This window comes from Parahaliea aestuarii (assembly GCF_008064635.1).
Lineage (GTDB): Bacteria > Pseudomonadota > Gammaproteobacteria > Pseudomonadales > Halieaceae > Parahaliea > Parahaliea aestuarii.
In genome coordinates this window covers 333,219-348,205 of record NZ_VRYZ01000001.1, presented here as the reverse complement: position 1 = coordinate 348,205, position 14,987 = coordinate 333,219, and the positions used below count along the sequence as shown (strand labels likewise).

The window sequence follows — 14,987 nt, the reverse complement described above, 5'->3', positions numbered from 1 at the left end:
GAGGTCTCCAGAAGTCGGGCCGGGCGGGCGTCAGTGCACCACGCGCCGCGGTTCTGTGCTGACGGCCATCAACAGGCCGAAGCCGGCCATCAGCGTCACCACCGAGGTGCCGCCGGCGCTGACCAGCGGCAGCGGTACACCCACAACCGGCAACAGGCCGGCAACCATGCCCATGTTAACAAAGATGTATACGAAAAACGTCAGCGTGAGGCTGCCGGCCATCAAACGCCCGTAGCTACTCTGGGCGTGGATGCCAATCCAGAAGCCACGCAGCAGAATCAGCAGGTAAAGGCCCATCAGAATGATGACGCCGCGCAGCCCCCACTCCTCCGCCAGCACCGCGATGATGAAATCGGTGTGACTTTCGGGCAGAAAGTCCAGTTGGGACTGGGTGCCCTTGAGCCAGCCCTTGCCCTCCCAGCCGCCGGAGCCGATGGCGGTCTTGGACTGGATGATGTTCCAGCCGGCGCCGAGTTTGTCACTCTCGGGATTGAGCAGGGTCAGGATGCGCTGCTGCTGGTACTCCTTGAGCCCGTACATCCACACTGGCCAGGCCGATGCCACCGCCAGCAGGACAGCGCCGAAGATATAGCCCCAGCCAATGCCCGCCATGAACACTACGAACATGCCGCTGGCGGCAATCAGCAGCGAGGTACCGAGGTCAGGCTGTATCAGGATCAGCGCCGAGGGGATGGCGATAATCGTCAGGCAGGCAACGATATATTTGAAGCGCGGCGGCAGGGTACGATCAGCCAGGTACCAGGCCACCGTCATCGGCACCGTGAGCTTCATGATTTCCGAGGGCTGGAAGCGGAAGCCGCCAATGGACAACCAGCGCTGGGCGCCCTTGGCCCCCACTCCGGCGACATCCACCGCCACCAGCAGGGCCACCCCCACAAGGTAAAACAACGGCCCCCAGCGCTGGAAGCGCTGCAGGCTGAATTGCGCCGCCGCGATCATCACCACAAAGCCCACCAGGATAAACCGGCCCTGGCGGATGACAGCACCCATATTCTGACCGGAGGCGCTGTACAGCACCACCAAGCCGAACAGTGTCAATACCAGTAACAGGCCCAACAGCGGCAGATCCAGGTGAAAGCGCTGCGTGGCACCCGGGCGTCGGGAAAGACCAGCGGAACTGCCCGGCAACTGGCGTACATAGTCCCCCATCAATTCACCTCCACCGGCCCGGCATCTTCGACGGGCAGTTCCTCATCCAGCAGCCAGGCATCGATCACCTGCCGCGCAATGGGATAGGCCGCACTGCTACCGCCACCATTTTCCACAATCACCGCCACTGCGATGGTGGGTGCCTCCAGCGGCGCAAAGGCGATGAACAGACCGTGATTGCGATGGCGCTCTGCCACCTCTTCCTCGCGGTAGATTTCGCCCTGGGCAATACCGATCACCTGGGCGGTACCGGTTTTACCGGCCATTTCATACTGAATCCCCGCAGCGATCTTGCGCGCCGAACCGCGCCGCCCGTGCACCACTTCCCGCATCGCGTTCTGCACCGCACTCCAGTGCTCCTCGCTGCCCTGGACCGGCGTCAACTCCGGCGCGCTCACCACCTCCCCGTTGATGGATCTCACCAGGCGGGGGGAATAGTGCGTGCCGCGGGTCGCCAGCGCCGTGGTGGCCACCGCCAGCTGCACCGGTGTGGCCAGCATATACCCCTGGCCAATGCCGGCACTGATGGTTTCACCCGGATACCAGGGCTGGTTCATGGCGTCGCGCTTCCAGCGCGTGGACGGCAACACCCCGCGGCGCTCGTTGGTGGTGTCGATGCCAGAGCGCTCGCCGAGGCCAAAGGGGTGCAGGTATTCGTACATGCCGTCGATGGTCATGCGCCGGGCGAGGTCATAGAAATACACGTCACAGGACTCGGCAATCGCCATCTCCATATCCACCCGCGGCGCGTGGCCGGTACCGCGGATTTTCAGAATCCAGTCGCGGTAGCGGCGCGAGTCGCCGGGCAGGCTGTACCAGCCAGGATCGGGAACGGTGTACTCGGGGGTCACCAGCCCCGACTTCAGCCCCGCCATGGCCATCATTGGCTTGATCGTTGAGCCAGGGGGATACTGCCCCTGCACCGCGCGGTTGAACAGGGGCACATCCGGCGAGTCGCGCAATGCGCTGTAATCAGCGGAACTGATGCCGTTGACGAAGAGGTTGCTGTCGTAACCCGGGGTGGATACCAGCGCCAGGACCCCGCCAGTGGCCGGGTCCATCGCCACCACGGCGCCGCGCTGGTCGCCGAGCGCGTCAAAGGCCACCCGCTGCAAGCCGATGTCCAGGTGCAGCACCAGATCGGCGCCGGGCTTGGGGTCGAAGCGTTCCAGTACCCGCAGCACGCGGCCGTGGGCATTGGTTTCGACATTCTGGTAACCCACCTCGCCGTGCAGGAGATCCTCGTAGTACTTCTCCACTCCCACCTTGCCGATATGGAAGGTACCGCGGTAATCGGAGGCATCCAGCTCGAAAGTCTCACGCTCGTTGATGCGGCCGACGTAGCCGATAGCGTGGGAGAACAACTCGCCGTGGGGGTAGTGCCGCACCAGCTGGGCCTCCACCGTCACCCCCGGCAGGCGATGGCGGTTGACCGCCAGTACGGCGCGTTCGCTCTCGGTCAGGCGAAAACGCAGGGGCACCGCTTCGTAGGGGCGGCGCTGGTTCTTTTTCTTGTAGAAGGCCTCAAGGTCGGCATCAGACACCGGAACCAGCTGCCGCAGCTCCGCCAGGGTCTGCTCCAGGTCGGGCACCCGCTCCACCACGATGGACAGGAGGTGACTGGGGCGATTGTCTGCAAGGAGTACACCGTTGCGATCGTAGATCAGGCCGCGCTTGGGCGGCAGCGGCTGTAGCTGCACCCGGTTGCGCTCGGACTGGGTCCGGTAGGTCTCATACTCGGTGATCTGCAGGGTGTGATAGCGCGCCAGGATAATCCCCAGCAATCCTGTCACGATGAGGATCGCAGTGATGGTGCGCGCGCTGAAAATGCGACTTTCCCGATTGGGATCCTTGAGGGCGATGTGCTGCGGCATTAACTAAATAGCCGCAATCTGGAACAGGGTGAGAAGCCTCTGGAAAGCGTAGCGAGCGAATACAGGTGCACCTCCGCCGGAGCGCAGGATGCGGAGTTTATATGGCAATAAATGAGCATTCCGAGCACCGCCGGGGGTTCAGATGTCGAGCGCAGTAGCTTTGCAGAGGTTTCTCTAGTCGCGATGATACGGGTGGTTAACCGTAATTGTCCAAGCCCGATACAGCTGTTCCGCCAAAACAATGCGCACCAGAGGGTGCGGCAGGGTCAGGGGGCCGAGCGACCAGCGCCGCTCTGCGCGCTCGAGACACTGTGGGGCAAGGCCGTCGGGGCCGCCGATGACCAGGCTGTAGTTGTCACCGGACATCTGCCAGCCCGACAGTTGCTGCGCCAGTTCCGGCGTCGACCAGCTTTTGCCCTGCACATCGAGGGCGATCACGCGGTCGCTTTCGGGAATGGCTTTCAGAATCTGCTCGCCCTCGGCCTGGCGCAGTTGCTCCGGCTTGCTGTCGCGGCCGCGGCGGGCCAGGGGGATTTCCTTCCACTGCAAGTTCAGTTCGCGCGGCAGGCGCATTTCGTACTCACCGACACCGGCGTCCACCCAGGCCGGCATTTTGCCGCCCACGCAGACGATGCTGAGGCGCATCAGTCCCGCTCCGCCTCCTGCTCGCTGGCGCTGCCCGCCACCGGCCTCACCCACAGGCGTTCAAGGTCGTAGAAGTCGCGGGTCGCCGGCAGCATCACATGCACCACCACATCGCCGAAGTCCACCAGCACCCAGTCACCGGCGTCCTCACCCTCCACGCCCAGCGGACGGGCGCCCTGCTTCTTGCCCTCCACCACCACATTGTTGGCCAGGGATTTCACGTGGCGATTGGAAGTGCCACTGGCAATCACCAGGTAATCCATGACATCGGTGAGCCCGGTGACGTCCAGGGTTACGATGTTGACCGCCTTGAGGTCATCCAGCGCGGTTTCGACGATTTGCTTGATCTGCTCTGCTTGCATCCAGTTTTCCAGCGGTTGTTGACGGCGTTCAGGCTCCATTGCCTGTGCCGCGATACAGTTGATGAATCTCAATATAGTCCAGTACCGGCTCCGGCAGCAGAAAACGCGGCGAGCGCCCCGCTGCCAGCAGCGTCCGGATATCGGTAGAGGCGATGGCCAGGGGCCGCAGCGCCAGTGACAGCACCGCGCCCGCAGGCGCCTTCCCCAGTGCCTCTGGCCCGCTCACCCGGTGTTCCGAAAGCCACTCGGCCACGGAACCGACGTGCGGCAACTCCCAGCCCGGACGGGCAATGATGACGATATGGGCATAGTCCAATAGCTCCCGCCAGCGGTGCCAGCTGTCCAGTGTCGCCACTGCATCGTAGCCCAGCACCAGGCACAGCGGGCGCTGCGCACCCCATTCCGAGCGCAGGCTGGCGAGCGTATCCACCGTATAGGACAGGCCCTCGCGCTCCAGCTCGCGCCGGTCACAGCACAGGCGAGGCTCTCCCGCTACCGCCAGTTCGACCATTGCAGCGCGCTGCTCCGCGCTGCAATCCGGCGCCTCGCGGTGCGGCGGACGGGCACAGGGAATCAGCCGCAGCTGCTCCAGGCCCAGTATTTCCACCAGTTCCAGCGCCGAGCGCAGGTGTCCGTGATGGATGGGGTTGAAGGTTCCCCCCAGCACCCCGATCGGGGCGGCGACCGCGCTCAAGAGCGGATCTGCCCCTCGCCAAACACCACGTACTTCTGCGATGTCAGGCCCTCCAGGCCCACCGGGCCGCGGGCGTGAAGCTTGTCGGTGGAAATACCGATCTCCGCTCCCAGGCCGTATTCAAAGCCGTCGGCAAAGCGGGTGGAGGCATTGATCATCACCGAGCTGGAATCCACCTCGCGCAGGAAGCGCATGGCGCGACCGTGATCGCGGGTGACGATGCTGTCGGTGTGCCGGGAACTGTAGCGATTGATGTGGGCAATGGCGGCATCCAGGTCATCCACCACGCGAATGGCCAGCACCGGCGCCAGGTACTCCTCGCCCCAGTCCTGCTCTGTGGCCGCCCGGCTTTCCGGCAATATGGCCCGGGTGCGCTCGCAACCGCGCAGCTCCACGCCCTTGTCGCCATAGGCGAGCGCCAGGCGCGGCAGAATGGCGGGCGCCTCGCTGGCGGCCACCAGCAGGGTTTCCATGGTATTGCAGGTGCCGTAGCGATGGGTCTTGGCGTTGAGGGCAATATTGAAGGCCATGTCGAGGTCCGCGCCCTCGTCGATGTAAACATGGCAGATACCGTCCAGGTGCTTGATTACCGGCACCCGGGCATCGCGACTGATGCGCTCGATCAGGCCCTTGCCCCCCCGCGGCACGATCACGTCCACATAGTCAGGCATGGCTATCAGGTGACCCACCGCGGCGCGATCCGGTGTCTCCAGCACCTGCACCGCGGTCTCTGGCAGACCCGCGCTGCGCAGGCCCTCGGCGAGGCAGGCGGCAATGGCGCCATTGGAAGCCAGGGCCTCCGATCCGCCGCGCAAAATAGTGGCATTGCCGGATTTCAGGCACAGGCTGGCCGCCTCCACGGTCACATTCGGACGCGACTCGTAAATGATGCCGATTACCCCCAGCGGCACCCGCATCTTGCCCACCTGGATACCGCTTGGGCGGGTGTTGAGATCGGTCATGCTGCCTACCGGGTCTGGCAGGGAGGCAACCTGGGTGAGCCCTTCGAGCATGGTGTCGATACGCGCCGGGGTCAGCTCGAGGCGGTCCAGCTGGGGCGCGTCGAGGTTATTCTCGCGGCCGCGGGCCATATCCCGGGCATTGGCTTCGGCCAGTGCGGCGCGGGCGCCGTCAAGGGCGTCGCGGGCGGCCAGCAGGGCGGCGTTGCGGGTGGCGGTACTGGATGCGGCCACTTTGGCGGCGGCTTCCCGCGCCTGGCGGCCGAGGCGATCCATGTACTGGGCTATGTCGATCTGTTCCGCGGTGTGCATTGGGCTCACTGTGCTGCGGGTGGAAAGGGGCGGGATTATACCTGATGTCGGGTACTGATGTGACGCTGTGTCGCCGCCGCTGGGGGGGAGCCCATGCGCTCTGTTGCTGGCGGCCCTGTGGGCCGCTGCATCGCCGTCGGCCGGTGAAAGTCTTTTGCTCCATTCCGGGAAGATCGGCTGTGCCTTCCTTTGGGTGATTTTTTCCTCGTTAGTTGCTGCCAGCTTCGTTGTGACCGCTGTGTGCACAGAATTCTTGGCACGCTGATCGTTCTGAAGTTCGGCAGTGCCCTTCGCGATGCCGGGTGACTTCGTAAGTGTGGACCGAGCTCACAGCCGCCGCCCTCCAAGTCCGCAAAAGGCTTTCCCCCACCGACGTCAATGCGGGTGCCAGCGGGAGGCTGGGAGCTTTGGATGGAGAGATGGCAGGGCTTGGCGAAACTGGCTGAATTAGCGGTTTCGGCGGTTTCGGCGGTTTCGGCGGTTTCGGCGGTTTCAGCATTCAATCGTAGCAAAGTGCCCATGGAGCGGTTTCCCACCCGCGTTGACGGTGAGCAGGGGAGTTCTTTTACGGACTTGGAGGGCGGCGGCTGTGAGTGCGGTCTGCCCTTACAGCGTCACCAGCCCCCGCGAAGGGCACTGCCGAACTTCAGAACGATCAGCGTGCCCAAAATCCTGTGCACTCGGTGGCCATTCTCAAGCCGGCTGCAACTAACGAGCAAAAAATCGCCCAAAGGAAAACACAGCCGATCGTCCCGGAATGGAGTAAAAGAAGCTCCCCTGATCGCCGGCGACGCAGCGGCCGCAAGGCCGCAAGGCCGCCCGGATTATTCCCAGCGACGCAGCGGCCGCAAGGCCGCCAAGAGAACAACTCAGCGGCTCAAAGGGCCGCCAAACCACCCGCCGCAAGCAAAAAACGCGGACCGAAGCCCGCGTTTTTCGCAACTGCTTGCCGGTAAGGCTTACAGCTTGTCGGCGTTACCCGCCAGGTAGGCAGCGACACCGTCCGGAGACGCGTCCATACCCTTGTCGCCTTTGTTCCAGCCAGCCGGGCAAACTTCGCCGTGCTCCTCGTGGAACTGCAGCGCCTCAACCAGACGGATCAGCTCGTCGATATTGCGGCCCAGGGGCAGATCGTTGACCAGCTGGGAGCGCACCAGGCCCTCCTTGTCGATCAGGAACGCACCGCGGAAAGCCACGCCACCGGCGGACTCAACGTCAAAAGCGCGGGCGATGTCGTGGTTTACATCAGCGGCCATCGTGTAGGAAACAGCGCCGATACCGCCCTTGTCTACCGGGGTATTACGCCAGGCATTGTGAGTGAACTGGGAATCGATGGACACAGCGACCACTTCCACACCCAGCTCACGGAACTTGTCCATACGGTGATCGAGAGCGATCAGCTCGGACGGGCAGACAAAAGTGAAGTCCAGGGGATAGAAGAAAACCAGGCCGTATTTGCCGGCCATCTGCTCGGAACGCTTGTAGGAATCAACAATTTCACCACTGCCCAGTACGGCAGCGACATCAAAATCCGGTGCGGGTTTACCGACTAATACGCCCATTGTCTTAACTCCATTGGTTTGGCTTGGGAATGGCAGATGCCCGGCGACGCCGGGCGGATTGCGCGTTGAAGTTTACACAGTGCGGGCGGCTGCGGCCATTTCAAGGGCAGCCCGGGGCGCAATCTTAAATTTTCTGTCATTAAATACTGTTGACAACCATTCTCATTAGCATTACTTTGCCATGCAACAGTACCTGACAGGTGGCGTCCCAATGTACGTCTGCATTTGCAAAGGCATTACCGATACCCAGATCCGTGCGGCAGTACAGGACGGTGCCAGCAGTATTCGCGAGGTGCGCAGCGCTCTGGGCGTCGCCAGCCAGTGCGGCAAATGCGGCATTGTCGCCCGCGAAATCGTGCGCGAATCCCTGGACAGCCTTCCCGGCGCCGAACAGCAACTGTTCTACGCCGTAACCTGACTTCCCCTTTCTATTAAAAAACCCCGCCCGGCGACGCGCCGCGCGGGGTTTTTAGTGCGCTGGTGTCACCCAACCCGGCAAGCCTGGGCAGGCTGCCGGGGCTTCAGGCGGATTGCTGGGCCGCCGCGGCCTCTTTAACCAGGGTTTCCAGCTCGCCACTTTCGGCCATTTCAGCCACGATATCGCAGCCACCGACCAGCTCGCCGTTCACCCACAACTGGGGGAAGGTGGGCCAGTTGGCGTACTTTGGAAGGTTGGCGCGAATGTCCGGGTTGGACAGCACGTCGACGTAGGCAAAGCGCTCGCCGCAGGCCATAAGGGCCTGTACGGTACGGGCGGAAAAGCCGCACTGGGGCTGGTTGGGGGAACCCTTCATGTAGAGCAGGATGGGGTTGCTCTCGACCTGTTCCTTGATGGTTTCCATAATGTCCATGGTATCGCTCGTCCTGTTGGGCACTGCCCACTACCTGAGATATGAAGTGAACCGGATGCATCCGGCCCGTCGCGCCAGCCGTATATGACTGTCAGCGTTGTGTCGGCCGCGCAGTTTACCCTATTTCGAGTGTTCTTTGGCGTCTGCAGTTCCACCCCGACACAGCAACTTTGCCAGCTATCCGGCCGGCGGCATATACTGCGCCGTTTGACTCCCAGCCGCTGTATCAGGTGACTCATGGAAACCATCCACGTCCGCGGGGCGCGCACGCACAACCTCAAGAATATCGATCTGGATATTCCCCGCGACAAGCTGGTGGTGATCACCGGCCTGTCCGGCTCGGGCAAATCGTCCCTGGCCTTTGATACGCTCTACGCCGAAGGGCAGCGGCGCTATGTGGAATCCCTGTCCACCTATGCGCGCCAGTTCCTGTCGATGATGGAAAAGCCCGACATCGACCACATCGAGGGGCTGTCGCCAGCTATCTCCATCGAGCAGAAGTCCACTTCCCACAACCCCCGCTCCACCGTCGGCACCATTACCGAAATCTACGACTACCTGCGCCTGCTCTACGCCCGCGCCGGCGAGCCGCGCTGCCCGGACCACGACATCAGCCTGCAGGCCCAGACCGTCAGCCAGATGGTGGATTCGGTGCTCGCACTGCCCGAGGGGAGCAAGCTGATGCTGCTGGCGCCGGTGGTGCGCGATCGCAAGGGCGAGCACCTGCATGTGTTCGAGGAACTGCGCGCCTCGGGTTTCGTGCGCGCCCGTATCGACGGCATTGTCACCGACCTGGACGACCTGCCGGAGCTGGACAAGAAGCGCAAACACCGCATCGAGGTGGTGGTGGACCGTTTCAAGGTGCGCGAAGACCTCAAGCTGCGCCTCGCCGAGTCCTTCGAAACCGCCCTGGAACTGACCGACGGCCTGGCCACCGTCAGCTGGATGGACAGCGACGGCGAAGACATCATGTTCTCCGCCCGTTTTGCCTGCCCGGAATGCGGCCACAGCATCGACGAACTGGAACCGCGGCTGTTCTCCTTCAACAACCCGGCCGGGGCCTGCCCCGGCTGTGACGGGCTGGGCGTGAAACAATACTTCGATGCCGAGCGCATCGTCCTGCACCCGGAATCCAGCCTGTCCGAGGGCGCCATCCGCGGCTGGGACCGCCGCAATGTCTACTACTTCCACATGCTCACCAGCCTGGCAGAGCACTATGGCTTCGATATAGACGCCCCCTTCCACAAACTGAAAAAACAGCACCGCGAAGTCATCCTTCGCGGCAGCGGCAAGGAGGAAGTGGCCTTCTCCTACATCAACGACCGCGGCGATGTGTTCAAACGCACCCACCCCTTCGAGGGTATCCTGCCCAATATGGAGCGGCGCTACCGCGACACCGAATCCCAGTCGGTGCGCGAGGAACTGGCCAAGTACCTGGCCACCCAGCCCTGCCCGGACTGCGAGGGTACACGCCTGCGCCGGGACGCGCGCCATGTGTTCGTGGACAACCGCACCCTCCCCGACATCACCAACATGCCGGTGGGCGAAGCGGAGATCTACTTTGAGAACCTGCAACTGGAGGGCCGCCAGGGTGAAATCGCCAGCAAGATTCTCAAGGAATTGCGCGCCCGCTACCGCTTCCTGGTGGACGTGGGCCTGAACTACCTGACCCTGAACCGCAGCGCGGAGACCCTGTCCGGCGGCGAGGCCCAGCGCATCCGCCTCGCCTCCCAGATCGGCGCCGGACTGGTGGGTGTCATGTACATTCTCGACGAACCCTCCATCGGCCTGCACCAGCGCGACAACGAGCGCCTGCTGAACACGCTTACCCACCTGCGCGACCTGGGCAATACGGTACTGGTGGTGGAACACGACGAGGACGCCATCCGCACCGCCGACCACGTCATCGATATCGGCCCGGGCGCCGGTGTGCACGGCGGGCGCATCGTCGCCCAGGGCAGTGTCGAGGACATCATCGCCCACAGTGAGTCGCTGACCGGCGCCTACCTGTCGGGCAAGAAAGCGATCGCAGTGCCGGGCAAGCGCGTTCCGAGAGATAAAAAGCGCCAGATCCTGCTCACCGGCGCCCGCGGCAACAACCTGCAGGGCGTGGACCTGGAGCTGCCACTGGGCCTGCTGACCTGCGTCACCGGTGTCTCCGGCTCCGGCAAGTCCACCCTGATCAACAACACCCTTTACCCGCTGGCGGCCACCGCGCTGAACGGCGCCACCACCCTCAATGCGGCCCCGCACAAGAGCATCAGCGGGCTGGAGCAGGTGGACAAGTGCATCGACATCGACCAGAGCCCCATCGGCCGTACCCCGCGCTCCAACCCCGCCACCTATACCGGTATCTTTACGCCGGTGCGGGAGCTGTTCGCCGGCACCCAGGAAGCGCGCTCGCGCGGCTACAAGCCCGGCCGTTTCAGCTTTAATGTCAAGGGCGGCCGCTGCGAGGCCTGCCAGGGCGACGGTGTCACCAAGGTGGAAATGCACTTCCTGCCGGACATCTACGTGCCCTGTGACATCTGCAAGGGCCGGCGCTACAACCGCGAGACCCTGGAAATCCGCTACAAGGGCAAGAACATCCACGAAGTGCTGGAGATGACGGTGGAGGACGCGCTGGCATTCTTCGACGCCGTGCCCGCCATCGCCCGCAAACTGCAGACCCTGATGGACGTGGGCCTGTCCTATGTCCGCCTCGGCCAGGCCGCGACCACCCTGTCCGGCGGCGAGGCGCAGCGGGTCAAGCTGTCGCGGGAACTGTCCAAGCGCGACACCGGCCAGACCCTCTACATCCTCGACGAGCCCACCACCGGCCTGCACTTCGAGGATATCCGCCAGCTGCTGGACGTGCTGCACCGCCTGCGCGACCACGGCAACACGGTGGTCATCATCGAGCACAACCTGGACGTGATCAAAACCGCCGACTGGATTGTCGACCTGGGCCCGGAGGGGGGCTCCGGCGGCGGCCAGATCATCGCCACCGGCACGCCGGAGGAAGTCGCGAAGGCAAAAGCCTCCCACACCGGCCGCTTCCTGGCCCCCCTGCTCGGAAAGCAGGGTAAAGCCCGCTCCCGGGGAAAGGCGGCCTGACGCCCCCTCCCGGCAACGGTAACCCGCCCAGGGATAAGTGTCACCGGGCTTTACATCTGCATATCGAAGACCCGGCATGAAAACTGTATGTCATTGTTTTAAATTGCCTTTTTTGAATTGGCATGGTTCCTGCTTTTTATGCACTGACCCAAGAGATTCTCTCGGCGCAGCGGACCAGGCAGCTCATCACAGTCTCGATGGGGCGACCGGACGGCGCGGAGCAAAGGAAACCGGAAAATGACACTAAAGTTTGTACGCTCGCTGATATGCAGAACCGGCCACCTGCCGGCGGCCTGCCTCGTGCTGCTGGCGGCATCGGCAGCCAGCAACACCTTCGCCTCGCCCATGACCTGCGAATCCTCCAGTGGCAGTTTCACCAGAGAGTGGAGCTTTGACAGCGCAGAGGCCTGCGGTACCGGCAAGGGCAACCCGAACTCCAGCGCCGACATTGAAGGCCTTGGCGGCGTGTTCGATCTGCCGGGCAGCGGCGTGTGGACCAAGCGCGGCGATGTGACCGACAATGGCGACGACTCGGACTGGCTCAACGTGAGCCTGACCAGCGGCAACTGGGGCGACAAGGACATCGAAGCCACCTGGACACTTGCAGCGGGCTTCTGGGACACTTTCGGCCTGGGTGTGTTCACGGTGCATGTGGGACATGGCCCCACCGACAACCTGTCAGACTTTGGCGCCTTCATGATCACTCCCGGTGAATACAATGGCACCTGGCAGTTCTCCCAGACAGGCGCGCAAGGCGGCGGCGGTGGCCTCTCGAATGCCGGCATCTGGACCACCGGAGTACCCATCGACCCGCGCGAACAGCCCATCCCCAACCCCGGTGTTCCGGCATTGATGGCACTGGGACTGCTGCTGATGGCCCGCCAGCTGCGCAGACGGCGCCGCATGCCCGGCTGACAGGCGGGCGGCCCGCGGGTCTGTAGAGTTCACCCCGGCTGGCCTTTATTACCCCGATCTTGAATTGGCGCACAAATTAGCGCTTTTCCCCGCCGGTATGTATCCAAATTGGGTACATTAGCGTCGGGATTTCGCTTTTTGTGTGACGAACCGGAATCCAGTAATTTACACTGCGATGCAGCGGACGCGCCGCAGCTTGTTACTGACTGACTTCGACAGGGACGATCAGCCTCAATCATGGCCAAGTTTGAGATTCCGGGTTACGAGATCTATGAGCAGCTCGGCCGCGGCGGTATGGCCAGCGTTTACCGCGCGCTGCATATCAATCTCGACCGGGAAGTGGCGATCAAGGTCATTGACACCGACAAAATCGCCGACGAATCCTTCTCCGAACGCTTTGTCCGCGAAGCGCGCATCTCGGCCCGCCTGTCCCACCCCCACATCCTGCAAATCTACGACGTCAACGTCTACGGCAGCCTGAACTACATTTCCATGGAACTGCTGCACGGCGGCGATCTGGAAGACATCATTCGCGGCGCCATGAACCAGCGCACCATCTACCAGGTGATGGCGCAGATGACCGCGGCCCTCGACTACGCCGCCGCCAAGGGCTACGTCCACCGGGATATCAAGCCCAGCAACATCATGCGCCGCGGCTCCGACGATTTTGTGCTGGCCGACTTTGGCATCGCCAAGGCGGCGGACTCCAGCACCCAGATGACCCAGGCGGGCCTGCTGGTGGGCACCCCCAGTTACATGAGCCCGGAGCAGGCCGAGGGTGTTGCCCTGGACGGCCGCTCAGACCTCTACAGCCTGGCCGTGGTGGCCTACGAGATGCTCACCAAAACCGTGCCCTACGAGGCGGATTCCGCCGTCAGTACGGCCGTCAAGCACCTCACCGAGAAGATTCCCCGCCTGCCCAAACACCTGGCCGCCTACCAGCCCTTCCTCGACAAGGGCATGGCGAAGAAGGCCGATGACCGCTTCCAGTCCGGCTACGAGCTGTATGAGGCCTTCTGTGCAGTGCGCAATCAGTTCAGCGACGACGACGTACTGACGCAGCCGCGCAGCGACAGCCCCCAACGCAAGACCCCGGCGATGGGCACCCGCCTGGACGGTGACCAGGACAGCGATCGCACGGTGGTCTGGAGCGATACCGGCAGCCCCATCGGCAGCCGGGTTTCCGGGGGCTACCAGATCACTTCGAGCCACGCCGACGGCATGATCAGCGGGATTCGCAACGAGCGGCGTACCGGTTCGTCGCGCCGCCGTTCGGGGGCTGGCAAGTGGGCGCTGGCGGCTATCGTGCTGACGCTGGCGGCAGGCGGCGCCGGCGGCTACCTGTACCTGCAACAGCAGAACCCGGTACCCGCGGAGGATCTGTCGGTGCAGAACGGGGAGCTACAGGCACTCCTCGGGGAAGCCAATACCGCACTCGCCGCGAACGACCTGGAGCGGGCCCGCGAACTCCTCGACGAGGCCAATGCCCTGGCCCCCGGCAAGGCCGCGGTGGCGCAGCTGGAGCGCAACTGGCTGGATGCGAGAGAAGCCCTGCAACAACGCGGCGCTGAAGAAGTGCAGCGGGTTACCGCACAGAATATCGAGGTTCTGCTCAAGGACGGCCGCGCCCTCGCCGACAGTGGCGACCCCGCATCTGCCGGCGACAAGTTTCAAACCGCGCTGCGCCTGGATCCGGAGAGTGCCGATGCCCGCAGCGGGCTGGAGGAAGCCGTCGAGAGCCTCGGCGCCAGAGCCGACGACGCCATCGCGGAAGGGGACTTCACGCGCGCTGAAAGCGAGCTGAATGCAGCCCTCGCACTCGCGCCGCAACAGGAGACCCTGAAACAGCGACTGGCGGAACTTCCGGCCCTGGCCGAAGCCCGGGGACAACAGCAGCTGGTCAGCGAGGGGCAGGCGCTGCTGAAGCAGAATGACTTCGCTGCGGCAGCCAAAGCCTTTGCCGCCGCCGAACCCAACACACCGGGTGTGCCCGAGGGTCTCGCTGCCAGCGCCGCCGGCCTCGTCGCGGCAGCGCAGCGCGATGTGGCAAAACACAAATACGCCAGTGCCAGGGAGCAGCTGGCGGTCGTCCAGCAGTGGGCGCCCGATCACCCGGAGGCCAGCGCACTGATGGCGGACATCCCGGCCCTTGAAAAAGCCTGGCAGCAGGAACAGGCCGCCATCGCGGCACGCAAAGCCGCCGCCAGCCGCCGCGCCAGTGAAGCCCTGCAGGCCGTTAGCAGCGGCGACCTGGATGCCGCCCGCCAGGGTTACGATGCCCTGATGGCGGAGTTCCCGGAGATGGCGGTAACCCGCGATGTGCGTCAGCGCCTGCTGGATGCTTATACCGAGGCGGTACGGGAAGAAATGGAGGTCAAATCCTGGGACACCGCCCTCAGTCTGATCGCCGATGGCCAGGTAGTGGCTCCGGAACAGGCCGTATGGAAGGAGTTGCAGGAAGAAGTGGAATACCAGTCGGCCAATGACCGCCGGCGCCTCGGCGCTTACTGAGTGAATCCTGCTAGACTAGGCGGTTACCGGCCATAA

Annotated in this window: 12 protein-coding genes; 4 read left to right on the top strand and 8 right to left on the bottom strand. The window is 63.6% G+C overall.

Annotated features, from left to right (window positions below; genetic code table 11):
- Positions 1–30: 30 nt before the first annotated feature.
- From rodA to FVW59_RS01555, 7 genes are all read right to left on the bottom strand, one after another.
- A complete protein-coding gene (gene rodA, locus FVW59_RS01585) occupies positions 31–1,170 on the bottom strand; it encodes a rod shape-determining protein RodA (RefSeq protein WP_148062475.1) in 1,140 nt (379 codons plus the stop codon).
- Positions 1,170–3,044, bottom strand: coding sequence for a penicillin-binding protein 2 (mrdA, locus tag FVW59_RS01580; protein ID WP_148062474.1), 1,875 nt, complete (start codon positions 3,042–3,044; stop codon positions 1,170–1,172). The genes rodA and mrdA overlap by 1 nt, the downstream gene beginning before the upstream one ends.
- 174 nt (positions 3,045–3,218) lie before the next feature.
- Positions 3,219–3,689 (bottom strand): 23S rRNA (pseudouridine(1915)-N(3))-methyltransferase RlmH, encoded by a 471-nt coding sequence (rlmH, locus tag FVW59_RS01575; protein ID WP_148062473.1) that lies wholly within the window; start codon positions 3,687–3,689, stop codon positions 3,219–3,221.
- Positions 3,689–4,051 (bottom strand): ribosome silencing factor, encoded by a 363-nt coding sequence (gene rsfS, locus FVW59_RS01570; protein WP_148062979.1) that lies wholly within the window; start codon positions 4,049–4,051, stop codon positions 3,689–3,691. Before rsfS ends, rlmH begins: the two co-directional genes overlap by 1 nt.
- 28 nt (positions 4,052–4,079) lie before the next feature.
- Complete coding sequence (gene nadD / locus FVW59_RS01565) at positions 4,080–4,745, bottom strand: nicotinate-nucleotide adenylyltransferase (protein ID WP_148062472.1); 666 nt, start codon at positions 4,743–4,745, stop codon at positions 4,080–4,082.
- Positions 4,742–5,998 (bottom strand): glutamate-5-semialdehyde dehydrogenase, encoded by a 1,257-nt coding sequence (locus FVW59_RS01560; protein ID WP_148062978.1) that lies wholly within the window; start codon positions 5,996–5,998, stop codon positions 4,742–4,744. Before FVW59_RS01560 ends, nadD begins: the two co-directional genes overlap by 4 nt.
- A 977-nt stretch (positions 5,999–6,975) precedes the next feature.
- Positions 6,976–7,578 carry a peroxiredoxin gene (locus FVW59_RS01555; RefSeq protein ID WP_148062471.1) on the bottom strand — a complete coding sequence of 201 codons (603 nt, stop codon included), beginning with the start codon at positions 7,576–7,578 and terminating at the stop codon, positions 6,976–6,978.
- A gap of 211 nt (positions 7,579–7,789) precedes the next feature.
- Between FVW59_RS01555 and FVW59_RS01550 the strand changes: the two genes are divergently transcribed.
- Positions 7,790–7,996 carry a bacterioferritin-associated ferredoxin gene (locus FVW59_RS01550; RefSeq protein WP_148062470.1) on the top strand — a complete coding sequence of 69 codons (207 nt, stop codon included), beginning with the start codon at positions 7,790–7,792 and terminating at the stop codon, positions 7,994–7,996.
- 103 nt (positions 7,997–8,099) lie between these two features.
- On the opposite strand, the gene grxD is transcribed toward FVW59_RS01550, so the two are convergent.
- Positions 8,100–8,429, bottom strand: coding sequence for a Grx4 family monothiol glutaredoxin (grxD, locus tag FVW59_RS01545; RefSeq protein ID WP_148062977.1), 330 nt, complete (start codon positions 8,427–8,429; stop codon positions 8,100–8,102).
- Between the two features lie 237 nt (positions 8,430–8,666).
- On the opposite strand from grxD, the gene uvrA reads away from it, so the two are divergent.
- From uvrA to FVW59_RS01530, 3 genes are all read left to right on the top strand, one after another.
- The gene (gene uvrA / locus FVW59_RS01540) at positions 8,667–11,525 is read left to right on the top strand and encodes an excinuclease ABC subunit UvrA (RefSeq protein WP_148062469.1); all 2,859 of its coding nucleotides are present in this window, start codon (positions 8,667–8,669) and stop codon (positions 11,523–11,525) included.
- Positions 11,526–11,762: 237 nt separating this feature from the next.
- Positions 11,763–12,440 carry an MYXO-CTERM sorting domain-containing protein gene (locus tag FVW59_RS01535; protein ID WP_148062468.1) on the top strand — a complete coding sequence of 226 codons (678 nt, stop codon included), beginning with the start codon at positions 11,763–11,765 and terminating at the stop codon, positions 12,438–12,440.
- A gap of 237 nt (positions 12,441–12,677) precedes the next feature.
- Positions 12,678–14,951, top strand: coding sequence for a serine/threonine-protein kinase (locus tag FVW59_RS01530; RefSeq protein WP_148062467.1), 2,274 nt, complete (start codon positions 12,678–12,680; stop codon positions 14,949–14,951).
- Positions 14,952–14,987 lie beyond the last annotated feature (36 nt).

What these genes read in the sequence shown, in the direction of transcription:
- mrdA (WP_148062474.1), bottom strand. Translation starts at nt 3,044, where the DNA reads ATGCCGCAGCACATCGCCCTCAAGGATCCCAATCGGGAAAGTCGCATT.
- rlmH (WP_148062473.1), bottom strand. Translation starts at nt 3,689, where the DNA reads ATGCGCCTCAGCATCGTCTGCGTGGGCGGCAAAATGCCGGCCTGGGTG.
- FVW59_RS01555 (WP_148062471.1), bottom strand. Translation starts at nt 7,578, where the DNA reads ATGGGCGTATTAGTCGGTAAACCCGCACCGGATTTTGATGTCGCTGCC.
- FVW59_RS01535 (WP_148062468.1), top strand. Translation starts at nt 11,763, where the DNA reads ATGACACTAAAGTTTGTACGCTCGCTGATATGCAGAACCGGCCACCTG.
- grxD (WP_148062977.1), bottom strand. Translation starts at nt 8,429, where the DNA reads ATGGACATTATGGAAACCATCAAGGAACAGGTCGAGAGCAACCCCATC.
- uvrA (WP_148062469.1), top strand. Translation starts at nt 8,667, where the DNA reads ATGGAAACCATCCACGTCCGCGGGGCGCGCACGCACAACCTCAAGAAT.
- rodA (WP_148062475.1), bottom strand. Translation starts at nt 1,170, where the DNA reads ATGGGGGACTATGTACGCCAGTTGCCGGGCAGTTCCGCTGGTCTTTCC.
- rsfS (WP_148062979.1), bottom strand. Translation starts at nt 4,051, where the DNA reads ATGCAAGCAGAGCAGATCAAGCAAATCGTCGAAACCGCGCTGGATGAC.
- FVW59_RS01530 (WP_148062467.1), top strand. Translation starts at nt 12,678, where the DNA reads ATGGCCAAGTTTGAGATTCCGGGTTACGAGATCTATGAGCAGCTCGGC.
- FVW59_RS01550 (WP_148062470.1), top strand. Translation starts at nt 7,790, where the DNA reads ATGTACGTCTGCATTTGCAAAGGCATTACCGATACCCAGATCCGTGCG.